The sequence below is a fragment of the Rhizomicrobium sp. genome (assembly GCA_037200045.1).
GTDB lineage: Bacteria > Pseudomonadota > Alphaproteobacteria > Micropepsales > Micropepsaceae > Rhizomicrobium.
Genome location: JBBCHM010000001.1, coordinates 1,819,613 through 1,834,022 on the forward strand (window position 1 = coordinate 1,819,613; position 14,410 = coordinate 1,834,022).

Sequence of the window (14,410 nt, forward strand, 5' to 3'; positions counted from 1 at the left end):
CGTGGGCGGCGGGGCGCCTGATAAGCTTGGATCGTGGCGGGGCGAGCGATGGCGCGGAAGAACACCAAAGCTGCGGAAGAACGCGCGTCGGGTGCCGCCGACGCCGGCCTGCCGTTTCGCGCCGCGGAGACCGAGCCGCATCAACTGGGCCATCGCGAACGCCTGCGCGAACGCTTCCTCGAAGGCGGCGCCGGCGCCATGCCGGACTACGAATTGATGGAGCTGGTGTTGTTCGCGGCGATCCCGCGCCGCGACACGAAACCGCTCGCCAAGCAGCTCATAGCCCATTTCGGAAGTTTCGCCGAAGCCATCGCGGCGCCCCGCGCCCGGCTGCTTGAGGTGGACGGGGTTGGAGATGCGGTCGTCGCGCAGCTCAAGATCGTGGAGGCCGCGGCGCTCCGGCTGTCGCGCAATGCGATGCTGAACAAGCCGGCGCTGTCGTCCTGGGCCGCGCTGATCGACTATTGCACGGCGGCGATGGCGCGCAGCCCGAACGAGGAATTCCGCGTCCTGTTCCTGGACCGCAAGAACATCCTGATCGCCGACGAGGTGCAAACGCGCGGCACGGTCGATCATGCGCCGGTCTATCCGCGCGAGATCGTCAAGCGGGCGCTGGAGATCGGCGCCAGCGCGGTGATCCTGGTGCACAACCACCCGAGCGGCGATCCGACGCCCAGCCGCGCCGACATCGAGATGACCCGCGACGTGGCGGCGGCGGCCAAGGCGCTGAAGATCGCAGTGCACGATCACCTGGTAATCGGCCGCAGCGGCCATGCCAGCTTCAAGGCGCTGGGCCTGTTGTAGCCGGCTGCGCTACGATGGCGCGCACACGCCGCGGTCCGTCGTTTTCAACTCTGAAGCTTGGGCTTGTCCCGGCACCAGGCTTGCCCCGACAGAAAGCACAACGCCGCCCAATTGCTCCACCCAGGAAATTACGACATAGCCACGGTCTCGAACGGTAGGGCCCGAGAAGATCGTTCCGTCCATCGCCTCGCCGATGAGGCTTTGCAGCGCCGCGCCGATATTATCGCCTGCATCGTCGATCCGCGCGGCGCGAAAGACCGAAGGATGCAGAACACCCATGCCCGTCGACCACACGCGGCTCGGAACCGTGGTCGCGACCAAATACACATGATGAAGCGGAAGACCGGCGCGGCCCATCACGTCGGCGGCCTGCAGCTTGTCATAGTTGTCGCGCATAAAGTCTCCAACTTGATTTTCAGTGGGGTTGGGCCGGGCCAAGGATATCTTCGTTTCGCCGACGGGTATTAGCAGCGGGGCGACGTGAGCCGGATAACGCGTCGCCGACCGTATCGGCCCGGAGCCGACGCAAAGTACAGCCTTCAGCGCCTCATAGGTCTCGATCTGATCCGCGCTCTGATCAAAAAGAAGATAGAAATACAGCGGCGCATCCGCTTCCGACTGACCCTTGTGCCAATAATAGGGTTGCACGGTTTGGATACTGTAGGCCGCCGGCGCGGCATATTCCCGTTCGAGCGAGTCGATGCCCGACATGTCCGGGTCCGCCGACGAGCAGGCACAAAGGACCGTCAGCACTAGCGGCGTGGTGAGGCGAGGCCAGTTCATGGCGGAGTCCATTCCGATCTAGGGCCGGTCCTGTGGGGGATGGCGCAATCGCGCCCGCCAAATCGATAATGCGGCGATAGGAACGGCGACGATGAAGCTGACGCCCGCCTCCAATTTCGGTGAGGAGGATATGTGAAAATACTTTTGAACGAAGAAGACCACCAACACCGTGATCACGAAGACCACGGCGCCGACCGCCGCCGATAGACCGGCATTCTTAAGCCACGCCAGTACGACGCTCATCTTTCGCCACCTTTTGGCGCGGGCAATCGATGTGGTGACTTGGATCGGAATCGGGGCCGCATGCCCGTCCCGTACGCCGCTAGGACGACAGAGTAGCGCGCCGAATTCCCCTTGTTAAGCGAAGCCCAGAGATACCAAGCCTTGGGCAGCCGGCATTTACTCCCACTTAGCACCCACTGCTATAGTCGCCGTCAAATCGGGGATTTCATGCTGCGTTTCGTGCTGCGCGAGGCCGGGAGGACGGGGCTGGGCCTGGTGGGCGCCGTTCTGCTCGCCGCCGCCATTTCGGCGCTGGCCGCGCCTGACGCCGCCGGCGGGCTCTGGCATTTCCTGGTCGCCTGGGGACGCGCCCTCGACGCCTTCGCCCATCTCGATTTCGGCCACAGCGCCATGACCGGCGCCTCCGCCCGCGCGGAGCTCGCCGATCGCCTGCCGCTGACCCTGGGCCTGGTGCTGGAAGGCTTCGTGGTGGCGCTGATCGTGGGGATTCCGGTCGGCTTCCTGTTCGGCGCCGGACCGGCGCGGCGCGCGGCGGCGCCCTTGGTGCAGGTCCTGTCCGCGGCACCGATCTTCTGCGCCGGGCTGGCGCTCGCCTTCGTGGCGGCGAACCTGCTGCACTGGCCGGTGCCGCGCGGCACCGGCATCGCGGCCGGATTGGCGCTGGTGCCCAGGGACGCACGCGGGCTCGAAACGCTGCTGCTTCCCGTCCTGACCGTGGGCCTGTCGGGCGCGGCGGCGGCGCAACTGGCGCTGCGGCGCGCCGGCGCGGAATCGGCGCGCCAGCCCTGGCGGACGCAGCTTCGCCGCATGGGCCTGCCGGCCTGGGAGATCGAGACCGTCTATGGCGTGCCGCAGATCTTCGCCGGCCTTCTGACCGATCTTGGCGAGGTGATGCTGGCGCTGTTCTCGGCCGCCGCGGTGGCCGAGTGGGTGTTCAACTATGCCGGCGCCGCGGACCTTTTCGTCAAATCGGTGGCGCTGCACGACTGGGCGATCGTGTCGCCGATCCTGTTGAGCTTCGCCGGGCTGACGATGATCGCCGATCTCGTCGGCCGCTGCGCCGCCTATCCGCTGGTCGCGACGGGGACCGCGCCATGACCATCGCGGCAACCTCGCAGGCGCCGTCCGGCCCCACCTCGCTGCACGCCATGCTGCGGATCGTGGGGTGGATCGGGCTCGGCCTGATCGCGGTGGCGGTGAGCCTGTCGGACTTCCTCGCCAGCGCGCCGGCCGACGCCACGGGCATCGGGGCGCTGCTGGCGCCGCCCTCGGCGGACTTCCGCTTCGGCACCGACATCCTGGGCCGCGACATGCTGAGCGAGACGCTGCATGCGCTGAACGCCACGGTGCGCAGCGCCCTGCCCGCCACCGTGGTGACGCTGATCGCCGGCGCGCTGTTCGGCTTCGTGGCGGCGCGGCTGCCGCGGTCGCTGGCGCTGGCGGTGAGGAGCCTGGTCGGTATCCTCGCCTCGCTGCCGGCGCTGCTGCTGGCGGTGCTGGTCATCGGGCTTTCGACCCGCGACTGGGCGGCGGTGGCGGCGGGATTGTCGGCCGCGCCCTTCACCTTCGTGCGCGCCTTCGACCGGGCGCGGATCGAGGAGCGCGCGACGCATTCCGAATACGCCCGGGCCACCGGCATTTCCGCCTCCACGCTGCTCAGGCGCGATCTGGTCTACGAGTTCAGCGACACGATCCTGTCGAGCGCGGCGCGCGCGCTGGCGGCGGTGACGCTGGTCCTGTCGACGGTGAGCTTCCTCGGCTTCGGCGCGGTGCCGCCGCATCGCGACCTCGGCCTGATGATCGCGGCGGCCAAGCCCTATTTCCTGCATGCCTGGTGGACGGCGGCGTTTCCCGCCGCGGCGCTGACGCTGCTGATCCTGTTCGCGCGGCTGGCGGCCGGGCTCGATGAAGGCGAGCGCGCATGAGCGAGGCCCGGCCCATCGTCGAAGTGCAGGATCTCGGCGTCGTCCATGACGGCGCGGTCGAGCTGGAGAAGCTCTCCTTCCGGCTCGACGGCGGCGAGACGCTGGTGCTGCTCGGCGATGCGTCCAGCGGCAAGGACGCGCTGCTGCGGGTGCTCGGCGGCTATACGCGGCGCGGCGACGAGTGTTCCGGAACGGTCAGGTTCGGCGACGGCATGGCCGTATCGGCGGCGAAGCGCGTGAAGGCCAATCTGCGCATCGTCTATCTGGCGGCCGCCGCCGACGCGCCCCTCAATCCGCATGCCAGCGTCGTGACACAGCTTTCCCGCGTGATCGCGCGGCGCCATGCGAGCCCGCGCGCCAGCGCCCGCGAGGAGCTGCGCATCGCATTGGAACGCTTTCCCGCCGCCCCGCTCTTCGCGGAGATGAAGAAGCGGCCCGGCGAGCTGGATGCGATGGCCCTGTCCTGGGCGCTGCTCGCCGCCGCGATCGCGCAGGCGCCGGATCTGCTGATCGCCGACCACGCCTTCGGCGACCTGACGCCGCGCTCCATCCGCGCCGTCGTCGCCGCGCTCATGGAGGAGCAGAAGCGGCTCGGCTTCGCGCTGCTCTATGCCGCGCGCGGGCTGAAGGCGGCGTCGCGGCTCGGCAGCCGCGTGATCGTGCTGCGCCAGGGCAAGGTGATCGAGGAAGGCGCCTTCGCGAAGCTCGCGAGCGGCCAGAGCCACGCCTATACCCGCACCCTGTTCAAGGCGCTGCCCAAACCGCTGGGCCTGCCGCCGGGGCGCAACGCGACGCGCGGCGAGCCGCTGTTGCAGGTGCAGGGTCTCGATCTGGCCGGAGCCAAGGGCAAGGCGAGGCGCGACGGCATCACCTTCGAGCTGCGCCGCGGCGCCGCGCTGGCGCTGATCGGCGAGGAAGGCTCGGGGCGGCGCGCGCTGGTGCGCGCGCTGCTCGGGCTCGATCATGTCGCGGGCGGGCGCGTGGTGCTCGACCAAGTCGATATGAGCATCCTGTCGGCGCCGATGACCTCGCGCCTGCGCCGCCGCATCGCCTTCATCACCGGCGCTGACGACGCGCTCGATCCGCGCATGACGCTGTGGGACACGGTGGACGAGCCCTTGCGCGCCCATCTGCGTCTGTCGCGCGAGATGGTGGCGGGGCATCGCGAAACCGCGCTGAAGCGCGTCGGCCTGGCCAGCCATGACGGGCGGCGCGCCGTCGCCACCCTGTCGCCCTTCGACAAAAGGCGCCTGCAGGTCGCGCGCGCTATCGTGAGCGCCCCGTTCCTGGCGGTGATCGACGAGCCCTTGCGCGGGCTCGACGCCTTCGCCCAGTCGATCCTGACCGAGCTCCTGGAGGATTTCCGCCGCCAGGAGGGGCCGGCTTTCCTGGTCATCACCGCCGATGTCGGCGTGGCGCAGGCCCTCGCCGAGGACGCCATGTTCTTCAAGGACCGCAAGGTCGTGGAGCGCGGCCCGCTTAGGGAAATCCTGAAAAACCCGAAGGACGAGGAAACCCGCCTTCTGATCGAGGCCGCGATTCCGCCCGGCCTGTGACCGATTTGGCGGCGGCGTGGATTTGAGGGCAGGTTGGACCTATAAGGCCCCGTAACGAACCGGTTGCCGCGATGATCCCCCGCTATTCCCGCCCCGAGATGGTTTCGCTCTGGTCCGACGAAACCAAATACCGCATCCATTTCGAGATCGAAGCCCATGCCGCCGAGGCGATGGCCGAGCTCGGCGTGATCCCGAAAGAGGCCGCCGCCACGATCTGGGAAAAGGGCCGCGACGCGAAAATCGACGTCGCGCGCATCGAGGAGATCGAGAAGGAGACCCGGCACGAGACCATCGCCTTCACCACCCATCTGGCCGAGCTGATCGGCCCCGAAGCGCGCTTCGTGCATCAGGGCATGACCTCGTCCGACGTGCTGGACACCACGCTGTCGGTGCAGCTCGCGCGCGCCACGGACATTCTCATCGCCGATGTCGATCTGCTACTGGCGGCGCTCAAGAAGCGCGCCTTCGAGCACAAATACACCGTCACCATCGGCCGCAGCCACGGCATCCATGGCGAGCCGACGACGTTCGGGCTGAAGCTCGCGGGGTTCTATGCCGAGTTCGTGCGCGCCAAGGACAGGCTGATCGCGGCGAAGGCGGAGATCGCGACCTGCGCCATCTCGGGCGCGATGGGGACCTTCGCCAATGTCGATCCGCGCGTCGAGGAACACGTCGCCGCCAAGCTCGGCCTGAAAGTCGAGCCGGTCTCGACCCAGGTGATCCCGCGCGACCGGCACGCGGCCTATTTCGCGGCGCTGGGCGTGGTGGCGAGCTCGATCGAGCGGCTGGCGACGGAGATCCGCCATCTGCAGCGCACCGAGGTGCTGGAGGCGCAGGAATTTTTCGCCGAGGGGCAGAAGGGCTCCTCCGCCATGCCGCACAAGAGAAATCCGGTGCTGAGCGAGAACCTCACGGGCCTGGCGCGCATGGTGCGGGCCTATGTCATGCCGGCGATGGAGAACGTGGCGCTGTGGCACGAGCGGGACATTTCGCATTCTTCCGTTGAGCGTTTCATCGGGCCGGACGCGACCATCACGCTCGACTTCGCGCTGGTGCGTGCGGCGGGCGTCGTCGACAAGCTGCTGGTGCGCGCCGACCGGATGAAAAAGAATCTGGAGTCGACGCAAGGCATCATCCATTCGCAGCGCGCGCTCCTGGCGCTGACCCAGGCGGGGATCGAGCGCGAGGCGGCCTATAAGCTGGTGCAGAAGAACGCGATGCGCGCCTGGGCCGGCGAGGGCACGCTGCTGGAGCTGCTGAAGGCCGATCCCGAGGTGGCGAAATCGGTGCCGGCCAAGGCGCTCGAAGCGATGTTCGACCTCGAATACCACACCAAGGAAGTCGACACGATTTTCAAACGGGTGTTCGGCTGAGCGCCTTGTTTTCGCCCTATCCATAGCCAACTGATAGCGTGCCACTGGTTCGGAGAGGGGTCATGGGCTTTTCGGAAATATTGCCCAAGTGGCTGATTCCGCTGGGCGTGGTCGTGCTGTGCGCGGCGGGACTCGGCGGGTGCTTCGACCTCGGCCAGAAGGTCGCCATCGGGCGCGACGGCTCCGGCGGCTACGCGATTTCGGTGACGGCGGACGGCATCGTCGGCGACGGCCTGCGCAAGAAGCACGCGGAAGTCGATGTCGGCGACATGCGGATGACGACCCGGGTCTCGACCGTCGACGGCAAGACCGTGCAGACCAGCGGCACCGGCTTCCACGACCTGTCCGACCTGAAGCTTTCCGACGAGACCATCAGCCTGCGCGTCAAAGGCAAGGCCCTGCTCGGCCTCGGCGACACCCATGTGAATTTCCATCGCAGCTTCCGCGTCGATCGCGCACGCGACGGCCGCGCAGATGACGACAGCGATATCGGCCGGGACATCCTGACCAGCATGTTCGGCGATCACACCTATACCTTCAGCGTCTGGCTGCCGGGGACGATCGACCACGCGGCGCCGGTCGATATCGGCGGCCGCCTCATCGCTCCCACCGTGGCCGAGGTGGGTGACGGCCACAGCGTGACCTGGCGCATGAAGCTGACCGATATGTTCCTGGCGGACCGGCTCGATTTCGATGTCGACTTCTCGTCGCGCGGCGATTTCCACGACGCGGCGAGCCGGCCGGCCACGCACCACCGGCATCACACCGAGGATATCTGACGCGGCGGCGATGGCCCGCCGCCGTGGGGCGTGACATCATGGGGCAAAGGGGGCCCCATGATCTCGGCGAAACTGGCCTATCGCATCAGCCTGGGTGGAGCAGCCGTCATCCTGCTGCTCGTGCTGGCCGGCCTGTTCCAGCCGGCGCCGGCTGCTTGCGGCGATCTGGCGAGGAATTATCCGGCGGTCATCGCGGAAGAATTGGCGCGCAGCGTTGGCGACCTTCAGGCCATTTTCGGCGATGCGCCAAGCGCCTGCCGCACGGCGCTGGCGGCGAAATTGAACCTCGTCACGCTGATCGACAGCCTGGTCTTCATTCCGGCCTATGGCGCCTTCCTGCTGTTCTTCTTCCTCGCCATGGTGCCGCGCGACGAACACGCCGCGTTCCTCGGCTTCGTGCTGTCGGCGGCCGCGGTGGTGGCGGACTATCTGGAGAATGTCTGCCTGTTCCAGATCACGGCGGCGCCGGATGCGCTCGGCCTTTGGCTCCTCGTGCTGCCCTGGGCGACGGGGGTGAAATGGCTGGGGCTGGGGCTCGCCGGCGCGGTCGCGGGCATGATCCTGATCAAGTCGGGGCGGGTGAACTATCCGGCAGCGGCGGCTTGCGGATTGGCGTTCCTCGGCACCGTGGTCGGCATCGCCAATCCGCATTTGTTCGGGCCGTATATTTCGAACGCGGTGACGCTGTCCTGGATCGTGTTCCTGATCGTCGACATCCGCGGCGCGTTCTTCGCCTCAACCGTGCCGCAGTTTGAAGTAGAGGATGGTGCCCGATAGCACAAAGGTCGCGCCATTGGCGGCGATCAGCGGTATGTCGCCGATGATCGCGCCATAGACCAGCCACAGGAAGATTCCCGTGGTGAAGACCGCGAACATCGGCAGCGACAAGTCCTTGGTCGAGCGCGTGCGCCAGGTGTGAATCACCTGCGGCAGGAACGCGACCGTGGTGCAGAACGCGGCGGCCAGGCCGACAAGCGTGACCGGCGTCATGCCGCCCGCAATTTGTAGCGCACCGGCAGGGTCTTCAAGCCGCTCACGAAGGTCGCCTGCACGCGCTTGGATTCGCCGGTCATCTCGATTGCGTCCAGGCGGCCAAGCAGTTCCTTGAAGAAGGCGCGGATCTCCATCTTGGCGAGGTGCTGGCCGAGGCACAGATGCGCGCCATAGCCGAAGGCGACATGACGGTTGTTTTCGCGGTCGACGCGGAAGTCGAACGCGTCGGGCCACACCTCCTCGTCGCGGTTGCCGGAGATGTAGAGAAGCTGCACCGCCTCGCCGGTCTTGATCGTCTTGCCGCGCAGGATATAGTCGTCGCCGACATTGGTGCGCATGAAATGCTGCACCGGCGTGGACCAGCGGATCATCTCATCGATCGCCGTGCCGAGCAGATCGGGATTGTCCTGAAGCTTCTTGAGCTGGTCGGGATGCTCGATCAGCGCGCGCATGCCGCCGGCAATGGACGAACTGGTCGTGTCGTGGCCCGCCGTGGCCACGATGACGTAGTAGGACCCGGTCTCGATGGGCCCGAGCGGCGCGCCGTTCACCTGGCCGTTGGCGATGACGGATGCGAGATCCTCGCCGGGATGAGCGCGGCGCTCTTCCGTCATCTTGTTGAAGTACATGAAGAAGTCGGCGATGACGTTGGTGTTCGGATCGCGGTCCTTGCGCTGCATGTCCGGATCGCCACCGCCGAACAATTCCTGCGTCAGCTTGAGCATCAGGGGCTCGTCGCTCTCCGGCACGCCCAGGATCGACATGATGACATGCAGCGGATAGTAGACCGCGATGTCCTTGGCGAAGTCGCATTCCGGCCCGATCTCCATCATGCGGTCGACATAGCGCTTGGCCAGTTCGTGGGTGCGCGCTTCGAGGTTCTTGCGCAGGTTCGGCGGCATGAACCAGGACTGGGCCAGCCCGCGATAGGCGCGGTGATCGGCGCCGTCCATGTCGATCAGGGTGCGGAAGGGCGAGACACGGCCGGTCTTGGGATCGGGCCCGCCCCACATCGCGGCCATGTCCTGCTCGGCCTGCTTGCTCGCCAGCACCGAGCGCGGCTCGTTGTGGAACTGGTCGTTCAGCTTCTCGATCTCGAGGATGTCGGCATGCTTGGTGAGCGCCCAGAACGGGCGAAATCCGTCCGGCTCGGTCCAGTGCACCGGATCGTTCTTGCGCAGATCGGCGAGCAGGCCATGGATTTTCTTATCGTCGCCGAAGACGGCGCTGGAAACGAGGTCGTTGTCGAGGGCGGTCGCCATCGAAAAATCCTTCACGAAATTCGGCAAAGCTAACTGCGCCGATTTCCGCGACGGAAGTCAATTCCGTCCCATTTGTCACGGCCCGCGACTGCGGGCCGCCCAGGTGACGCCCGTTCGGCCGATTCAGGTTATGCCGTGATCAACTTTCAACACCGGCAAGATTTCAACTGGATGGCCCGCAGTCGCGGGCCATGACAACAAGGGAACGTCAATTCGGCAACGCGAACGCCAGTACCTGATCGCCGCGCTTGGTGTTCAGCTTGGAGTGGCCGCCGGCGGCGATGACGACGTATTGCCGGCCCTTCCAGACATAGGTCATCGGCGTCGCCTGGCCGCCAGCGGGAAGCCGCCCGCGCCACAGTTCCGCGCCGCTCTTCGCATCGAAGGCGCGCAGATAGTCGTCCATCGCGGCGCCGATGAAGACCAGGCCGCCGGCCGTGACCATCGGCCCGCCGAGATTGGGCGTGCCGGTCTTGCCGAGCAGATATTCGCTGAACGGCGCCATGTCTTCCGTCGTGCCGAGCGGCACCGACCACAGGATGCGGCCCGTATGCATGTCGATGGCGTGAAGCTGGCCCCAGGGCGGCGGATTGCACGGCATGCCGATGGGCGACAGCAGCATCTCGCGCATCATGCCGAACGGCGCGCCGTCGTTGGGCGAGACCTCCTTGTCGAAGAAGCGCTCGCGCGCCGCCTGGAATTGCTTCTGCTGGATCAGCGTCACCAGATGCATCGCGCTCGACGTGTTCACATAAACGACATCATGCGCCGCATCGAAAGCGAGGCCGCCCCAATTGGTGCCGCCGCCGGTGAAGGGATAGAGGATCGTGCCCTGCGTCGAGGGCGGGGTGTAGAGCCCGTCATGGCGCGCGCCGGCGATTCTGTCACGGCACGCCCCGCGATCCCAGAAGGTCAGGCCGAAGGCGTCGTCCGGCGAGATGCGGTTGGGCGCCAGCGGCCCGGGCGCGATGGGAAAAGGCTGCGTCGGCGACAGGTGCTCGCCCGGCACGCCGCCCTGCGGCACGGCACGCTCCACGACCGGGATCACCGGCGCGCCGGTGTCGCGGTTCACGGTGAACAGCAGGCCCTGCTTGGTCGGCTGCAGCACGGCGGCGACGGTCTTGCCGTTATAAGTCACGGTGCCGAGCGTCGGCTGGGCCGGGATGTCGTAGTCCCACACATCGTGATGCGTGGTCTGGAACGACCAGGCGACGCTGCCGTCGGCGACATGCAGTGCGACGATGGAATTGGCGTATTTGCCCGCGCCGGCGCGCAAGCCGCCGAAGAAATCGGGGCTGGCGCTCGACACCGGAAGGATCACCAGGCCGCGCGCCTCGTCGACGCTCATCGGCGCCCAGACATTGGCGGCACCGCCGCGGAAGGGCGGCTTCTGGTCGGACAGCGGATCGAAGCTCCATTTGAGCGCCCCGGTCACGGCGTCGAAGGCATGCACCGTGCCGCGCAATTCGTCGACCTTCTGGTTGTCGTCGATCGCCGAACCGACGATGACGAGGCCGTGCGTCACCACCGGCGCCGAGGTCGTGTGGATGCGGCCGAAGCGCTTGGTCCTGCCCTCGCGCTGCTCGCCGGGCGGGATCACGACGGTGCCACCGCCGCCGAAGCCGGCGCAGGGCCTGCCGCTCGCGGCGTCCAGCGCGATCAGGCGGCGGTCGGCGGTGTTGAGATAGATGCGCGCGGCGCAGGCGCTGCCCGGCGCGGCGAGATTGCTCGCATAGGCGACGCCGCGGCAGATGTAGTCGTTGGGATAGCGGATGTCGTCGTTCAGCCTGGGATCGAAGCGCCAGAGCTGCCGGCCGGTGCCGGGATCGAGCGCGCTGACCTCGTTGAACGGCGAACAGACATAGAGCCGGCCGTCGGCCAGGATCGGGGTGTTCTCGAACGAGGCGCGCTTCATCGCGCCGGCATGGCGGACCATGTCGCCGGTGGAATAGCTCCAGGCGACGGCGAGGGTCGCGACATTGGCCGGGGTGATCTGGCGGGCCGCGGAATAGCGCTGGCCGCCTTCGTCGCCGCCATAGGCCGGCCAGCCCGGCTCCCCGCCATGGGCCAGGCCGGGAAGGATGGCCAGGGCCGCGACCGCCGCACCGATAAGGACACTGCGCATTTTCCGCTCTCCGCTCTGCCGGCCCGACGGCCTATAGTGGCTTCATGTCAGGTTCCGATGCCCCTCAATCTGGTTCGCTAGGCCCCGCCGGAAAAGAGGCGCGGGGCCGGACGCGCCGGATTGGTGATATCTGGCAAGGGCTTGGGATAAGCGGCGACAAATCCGGGACGGACGGAGACGGCTGGAGGGCCTTCCTCTACGGGTTCGGCGCCATGGCGACCGTGGTCGGGGCGGTCAACATCATCAACGTCATCACCATGGGCCATGAGCGGCCGCAATACGGCCTGGCCGGGCCGATCGTGTGGGAGGGATCGAGCTGGATCACCTTCAACCTGTTCGTCTGGATCCCCTGGCTGGCGCTGCGCCTGGTGCCGCTGGGCAGCCGGCCGCGCTGGCGCGTGCCGCTGGTGCATGCCGCAGGGGCGGTGGCGTTCTCGTTCTGCCATGTCGCCGGCTTCGTGGCGCTGCGGGAACTTGTCTATGCGGCGTGGGGAGAACGCTATGAGTTCGGGCCGTTCGGGCTGCATTTCACCTATGAGCTTGGCAAGGACGTGTTCGGCTATGCGCTGGCCGTCGCGGCCTTCACGATCGCGGGCTTCATCGTGGAACATACGGCGCCGCGCCCGGCCGGCGGGAGCGACGCGGCCTATTCCATCCGCGACGGCGCGCGCATCCTGCGCGTGCCGATCGCCGATATCCTGGCGATCAGTTCGGCGGGGAACTATGTCGAGTTCGTGCTGCGCGACGGCCGCAAGCCGCTGATGCGCTCGGCGCTGAGCGGGATCGAGCTGGAATTCGCGCCTTACGGCTTCGTGCGGGTGCACCGCTCCTGGCTGGTCAATCCGGCGCGCATGACGGCGCTCAAGCCCGAGGGCTCGGGCGACTACACGGTCGAGCTGGGCGCGCTCAGCGTGCCGCTGTCGCGGCGGTTTCCCGAAGCGCTCGCGCGCTTGCGCGCGGCTTAATCAACCCGAAGCTGCGCGCGGCGTGGCTCAGGATTCCTTCAGGATCTGCTCGGCGGCGGTATCGAGCAGCTCGGCCATCTTGTGGCGGATGGCGTGGTCGGAGACCTTGGCGGCATCGAGATCGCCGCGCACCTTGCGGTAGACGTCTTCCTCGCCCGGCTCCTCGAAATCGGCGACCACGACTTCCTTGGCATAGGCGTCGGCGTCGGTGCCGGTCTTGCCCAGTTCGCCGGCCGCCCACAGGCCCAGGAGCTTGTTGCGGCGGGCGATGATCTTGAACTGCTTTTCGGCGTCGTGGGCCCATTTGCCCTCAAAACCCTTGCGGCGATCCTCGAACGATCCGCTCATGTCCTAACCCCTTGAATTGGAAAGATTTACCAAGCGCGCGCCGGCGTCCGGCCCGCACTTTAGCGCAAGCTTGTGGACAGCGCAGAGATAGGGGCGTATGCGCGCTTTCGCAACGTTGCCGCAGCCGGACGCGGTGGGTATTTTGCCGCTCCGACGGCCCCACGTTTCGCGTCATTGGCGGATTAAGGACACAAAATGAAACGCCGGCGCATGATCTATGAGGGCAAGGCCAAGATCCTCTATGAGGGCCCCGAGCCCGGCACGCTGATCCAGTATTTCAAGGACGACACCACCGCGTTCGACGCCACCAAGAAGGCGGTGCTCGACGGCAAGGGCATCCTCAACAACCGCATCAGCGAATATCTGATGACGCAGCTCAATGCGATCGGCGTGCCGACGCATTTTGTGAAGCGCCTGAACATGCGCGAGCAGCTCATCAAGGAAGTCGAGATCATCCCGCTCGAGGTCATCGTGCGCAACGTGGCGGCGGGATCGCTGTCCAAGCGGCTGGGCATCGAGGAGGGCACGGTGCTGCCGCGCTCGATCATCGAATATTGCTACAAGAACGACGCGCTGCACGATCCGCTGGTCAGCGAGGAGCACATCACGGCGTTCGGCTGGGCCAGCCCGCAGGACCTGGACGACATCGTCAACCTCACCATCCGGATCAACGATTTCCTCTCCGGCCTGTTTTTGGGCGTCGGCATCAAGCTGGTCGACTTCAAGGTCGAGTTCGGGCGGCTGTGGGAGAACGACTATATGCGCATCGTGCTGGCCGACGAGATCAGCCCCGATTCGTGCCGGCTGTGGGACGTGACCAGCAACGAGAAGATGGACAAGGACCGCTTTCGCCGCGATCTCGGCGGCGTGGTCGAGGCCTATTCCGAAGTCGCCCGCCGGCTCGGCATCATGCCGGAATCGGTGCAGGGCGAAAGCAAGGGACCGCAGCTTGTTCGTTAGTGGAAGTGAATGGCGATGAAGGCCCGCGTATTCGTCACCCTGAAGACCGGCGTGCTCGACCCCCAGGGCAAGGCGATCGGACACGCGCTGAACGGGCTGGGCTTCGGCGCGGTCGGCGAAGTGCGGCAGGGCAAGGTGATCGACCTCGAACTCGCGGAGACGGACGCGGCGAAGGCCAAGGCCGATTTGAAGGCGATGTGCGAGAAGCTGCTCGCCAACACCGTGATCGAGAAATACGAGATCGAGTTGAAGGGATGATAACCCCCACTTGTCATGGCCCGCGAATGCGGGCCA

At 66.7% G+C, this 14,410-nt stretch carries 16 protein-coding genes; 10 read left to right on the forward strand and 6 right to left on the reverse strand.

Annotated elements, in window-relative coordinates; genetic code table 11:
* Positions 1–48 precede the first annotated feature (48 nt).
* The gene (gene radC, locus WDM86_08610) at positions 49–804 is read left to right on the forward strand and encodes a DNA repair protein RadC (GenBank protein MEI9990085.1); all 756 of its coding nucleotides are present in this window, start codon (positions 49–51) and stop codon (positions 802–804) included.
* A 9-nt stretch (positions 805–813) separates the two neighbouring features.
* On the opposite strand, the gene WDM86_08615 is transcribed toward radC, so the two are convergent.
* Both WDM86_08615 and WDM86_08620 read right to left on the reverse strand, forming a co-directional pair.
* Positions 814–1,515, reverse strand: coding sequence for a hypothetical protein (locus WDM86_08615; GenBank protein ID MEI9990086.1), 702 nt, complete (start codon positions 1,513–1,515; stop codon positions 814–816).
* A 90-nt stretch (positions 1,516–1,605) separates the two neighbouring features.
* Positions 1,606–1,830: a hypothetical protein gene (locus tag WDM86_08620; GenBank protein ID MEI9990087.1), complete on the reverse strand. Its 225-nt coding sequence runs from the start codon at positions 1,828–1,830 to the stop codon at positions 1,606–1,608.
* A 207-nt stretch (positions 1,831–2,037) separates the two neighbouring features.
* On the opposite strand from WDM86_08620, the gene WDM86_08625 reads away from it, so the two are divergent.
* The 6 genes from WDM86_08625 (at position 2,038) to WDM86_08650 (ending at position 8,240) form a co-directional block, all read left to right on the forward strand.
* Positions 2,038–2,928, forward strand: a complete 891-nt coding sequence (locus tag WDM86_08625) for an ABC transporter permease subunit (protein ID MEI9990088.1) — start codon at positions 2,038–2,040, stop codon at positions 2,926–2,928.
* On the forward strand, positions 2,925–3,755 hold the full coding sequence (locus tag WDM86_08630) for an ABC transporter permease subunit (GenBank protein ID MEI9990089.1): 831 nt from the start codon (positions 2,925–2,927) through the stop codon (positions 3,753–3,755). Before WDM86_08625 ends, WDM86_08630 begins: the two co-directional genes overlap by 4 nt.
* Complete coding sequence (locus WDM86_08635; GenBank protein MEI9990090.1) at positions 3,752–5,311, forward strand: ATP-binding cassette domain-containing protein; 1,560 nt, start codon at positions 3,752–3,754, stop codon at positions 5,309–5,311. Before WDM86_08630 ends, WDM86_08635 begins: the two co-directional genes overlap by 4 nt.
* Positions 5,312–5,382: 71 nt before the next feature.
* Positions 5,383–6,684 carry an adenylosuccinate lyase gene (purB, locus tag WDM86_08640; protein ID MEI9990091.1) on the forward strand — a complete coding sequence of 434 codons (1,302 nt, stop codon included), beginning with the start codon at positions 5,383–5,385 and terminating at the stop codon, positions 6,682–6,684.
* Positions 6,685–6,746: 62 nt separating this feature from the next.
* A complete protein-coding gene (locus WDM86_08645) occupies positions 6,747–7,463 on the forward strand; it encodes a hypothetical protein (GenBank protein ID MEI9990092.1) in 717 nt (238 codons plus the stop codon).
* 57 nt (positions 7,464–7,520) lie between these two features.
* Positions 7,521–8,240: a hypothetical protein gene (locus WDM86_08650; GenBank protein MEI9990093.1), complete on the forward strand. Its 720-nt coding sequence runs from the start codon at positions 7,521–7,523 to the stop codon at positions 8,238–8,240.
* On the opposite strand, the gene WDM86_08655 is transcribed toward WDM86_08650, so the two are convergent.
* The 3 genes from WDM86_08655 to WDM86_08665 all read right to left on the reverse strand — a co-directional run bounded on the left by WDM86_08655 (position 8,199) and on the right by WDM86_08665 (position 11,843).
* Entirely contained in the window at positions 8,199–8,453 is a 255-nt protein-coding gene (locus tag WDM86_08655) for a SemiSWEET transporter (protein ID MEI9990094.1), read from the reverse strand. The two genes, WDM86_08650 and WDM86_08655, sit on opposite strands and share 42 nt — an antisense overlap.
* Positions 8,450–9,718, reverse strand: a complete 1,269-nt coding sequence (locus tag WDM86_08660; GenBank protein MEI9990095.1) for a cytochrome P450 — start codon at positions 9,716–9,718, stop codon at positions 8,450–8,452. The genes WDM86_08655 and WDM86_08660 overlap by 4 nt, the downstream gene beginning before the upstream one ends.
* Positions 9,719–9,926: 208 nt before the next feature.
* Positions 9,927–11,843, reverse strand: coding sequence for a pyrroloquinoline quinone-dependent dehydrogenase (locus WDM86_08665; GenBank protein ID MEI9990096.1), 1,917 nt, complete (start codon positions 11,841–11,843; stop codon positions 9,927–9,929).
* A 212-nt stretch (positions 11,844–12,055) separates the two neighbouring features.
* Here WDM86_08665 and WDM86_08670 point away from each other — a divergent pair, with 212 nt between their 5' ends.
* On the forward strand, positions 12,056–12,808 hold the full coding sequence (locus WDM86_08670) for a LytTR family DNA-binding domain-containing protein (protein ID MEI9990097.1): 753 nt from the start codon (positions 12,056–12,058) through the stop codon (positions 12,806–12,808).
* Positions 12,809–12,835: 27 nt separating this feature from the next.
* Here the strand turns inward: WDM86_08670 and WDM86_08675 are convergent, their stop codons facing one another.
* Positions 12,836–13,156 (reverse strand): DUF1476 domain-containing protein, encoded by a 321-nt coding sequence (locus tag WDM86_08675; protein MEI9990098.1) that lies wholly within the window; start codon positions 13,154–13,156, stop codon positions 12,836–12,838.
* 195 nt (positions 13,157–13,351) lie between these two features.
* On the opposite strand from WDM86_08675, the gene purC reads away from it, so the two are divergent.
* Together purC and purS are read left to right on the forward strand one after the other, a co-directional pair.
* Complete coding sequence (gene purC / locus WDM86_08680) at positions 13,352–14,116, forward strand: phosphoribosylaminoimidazolesuccinocarboxamide synthase (GenBank protein ID MEI9990099.1); 765 nt, start codon at positions 13,352–13,354, stop codon at positions 14,114–14,116.
* Between the two features lie 15 nt (positions 14,117–14,131).
* On the forward strand, positions 14,132–14,374 hold the full coding sequence (gene purS / locus WDM86_08685) for a phosphoribosylformylglycinamidine synthase subunit PurS (protein MEI9990100.1): 243 nt from the start codon (positions 14,132–14,134) through the stop codon (positions 14,372–14,374).
* Positions 14,375–14,410 lie beyond the last annotated feature (36 nt).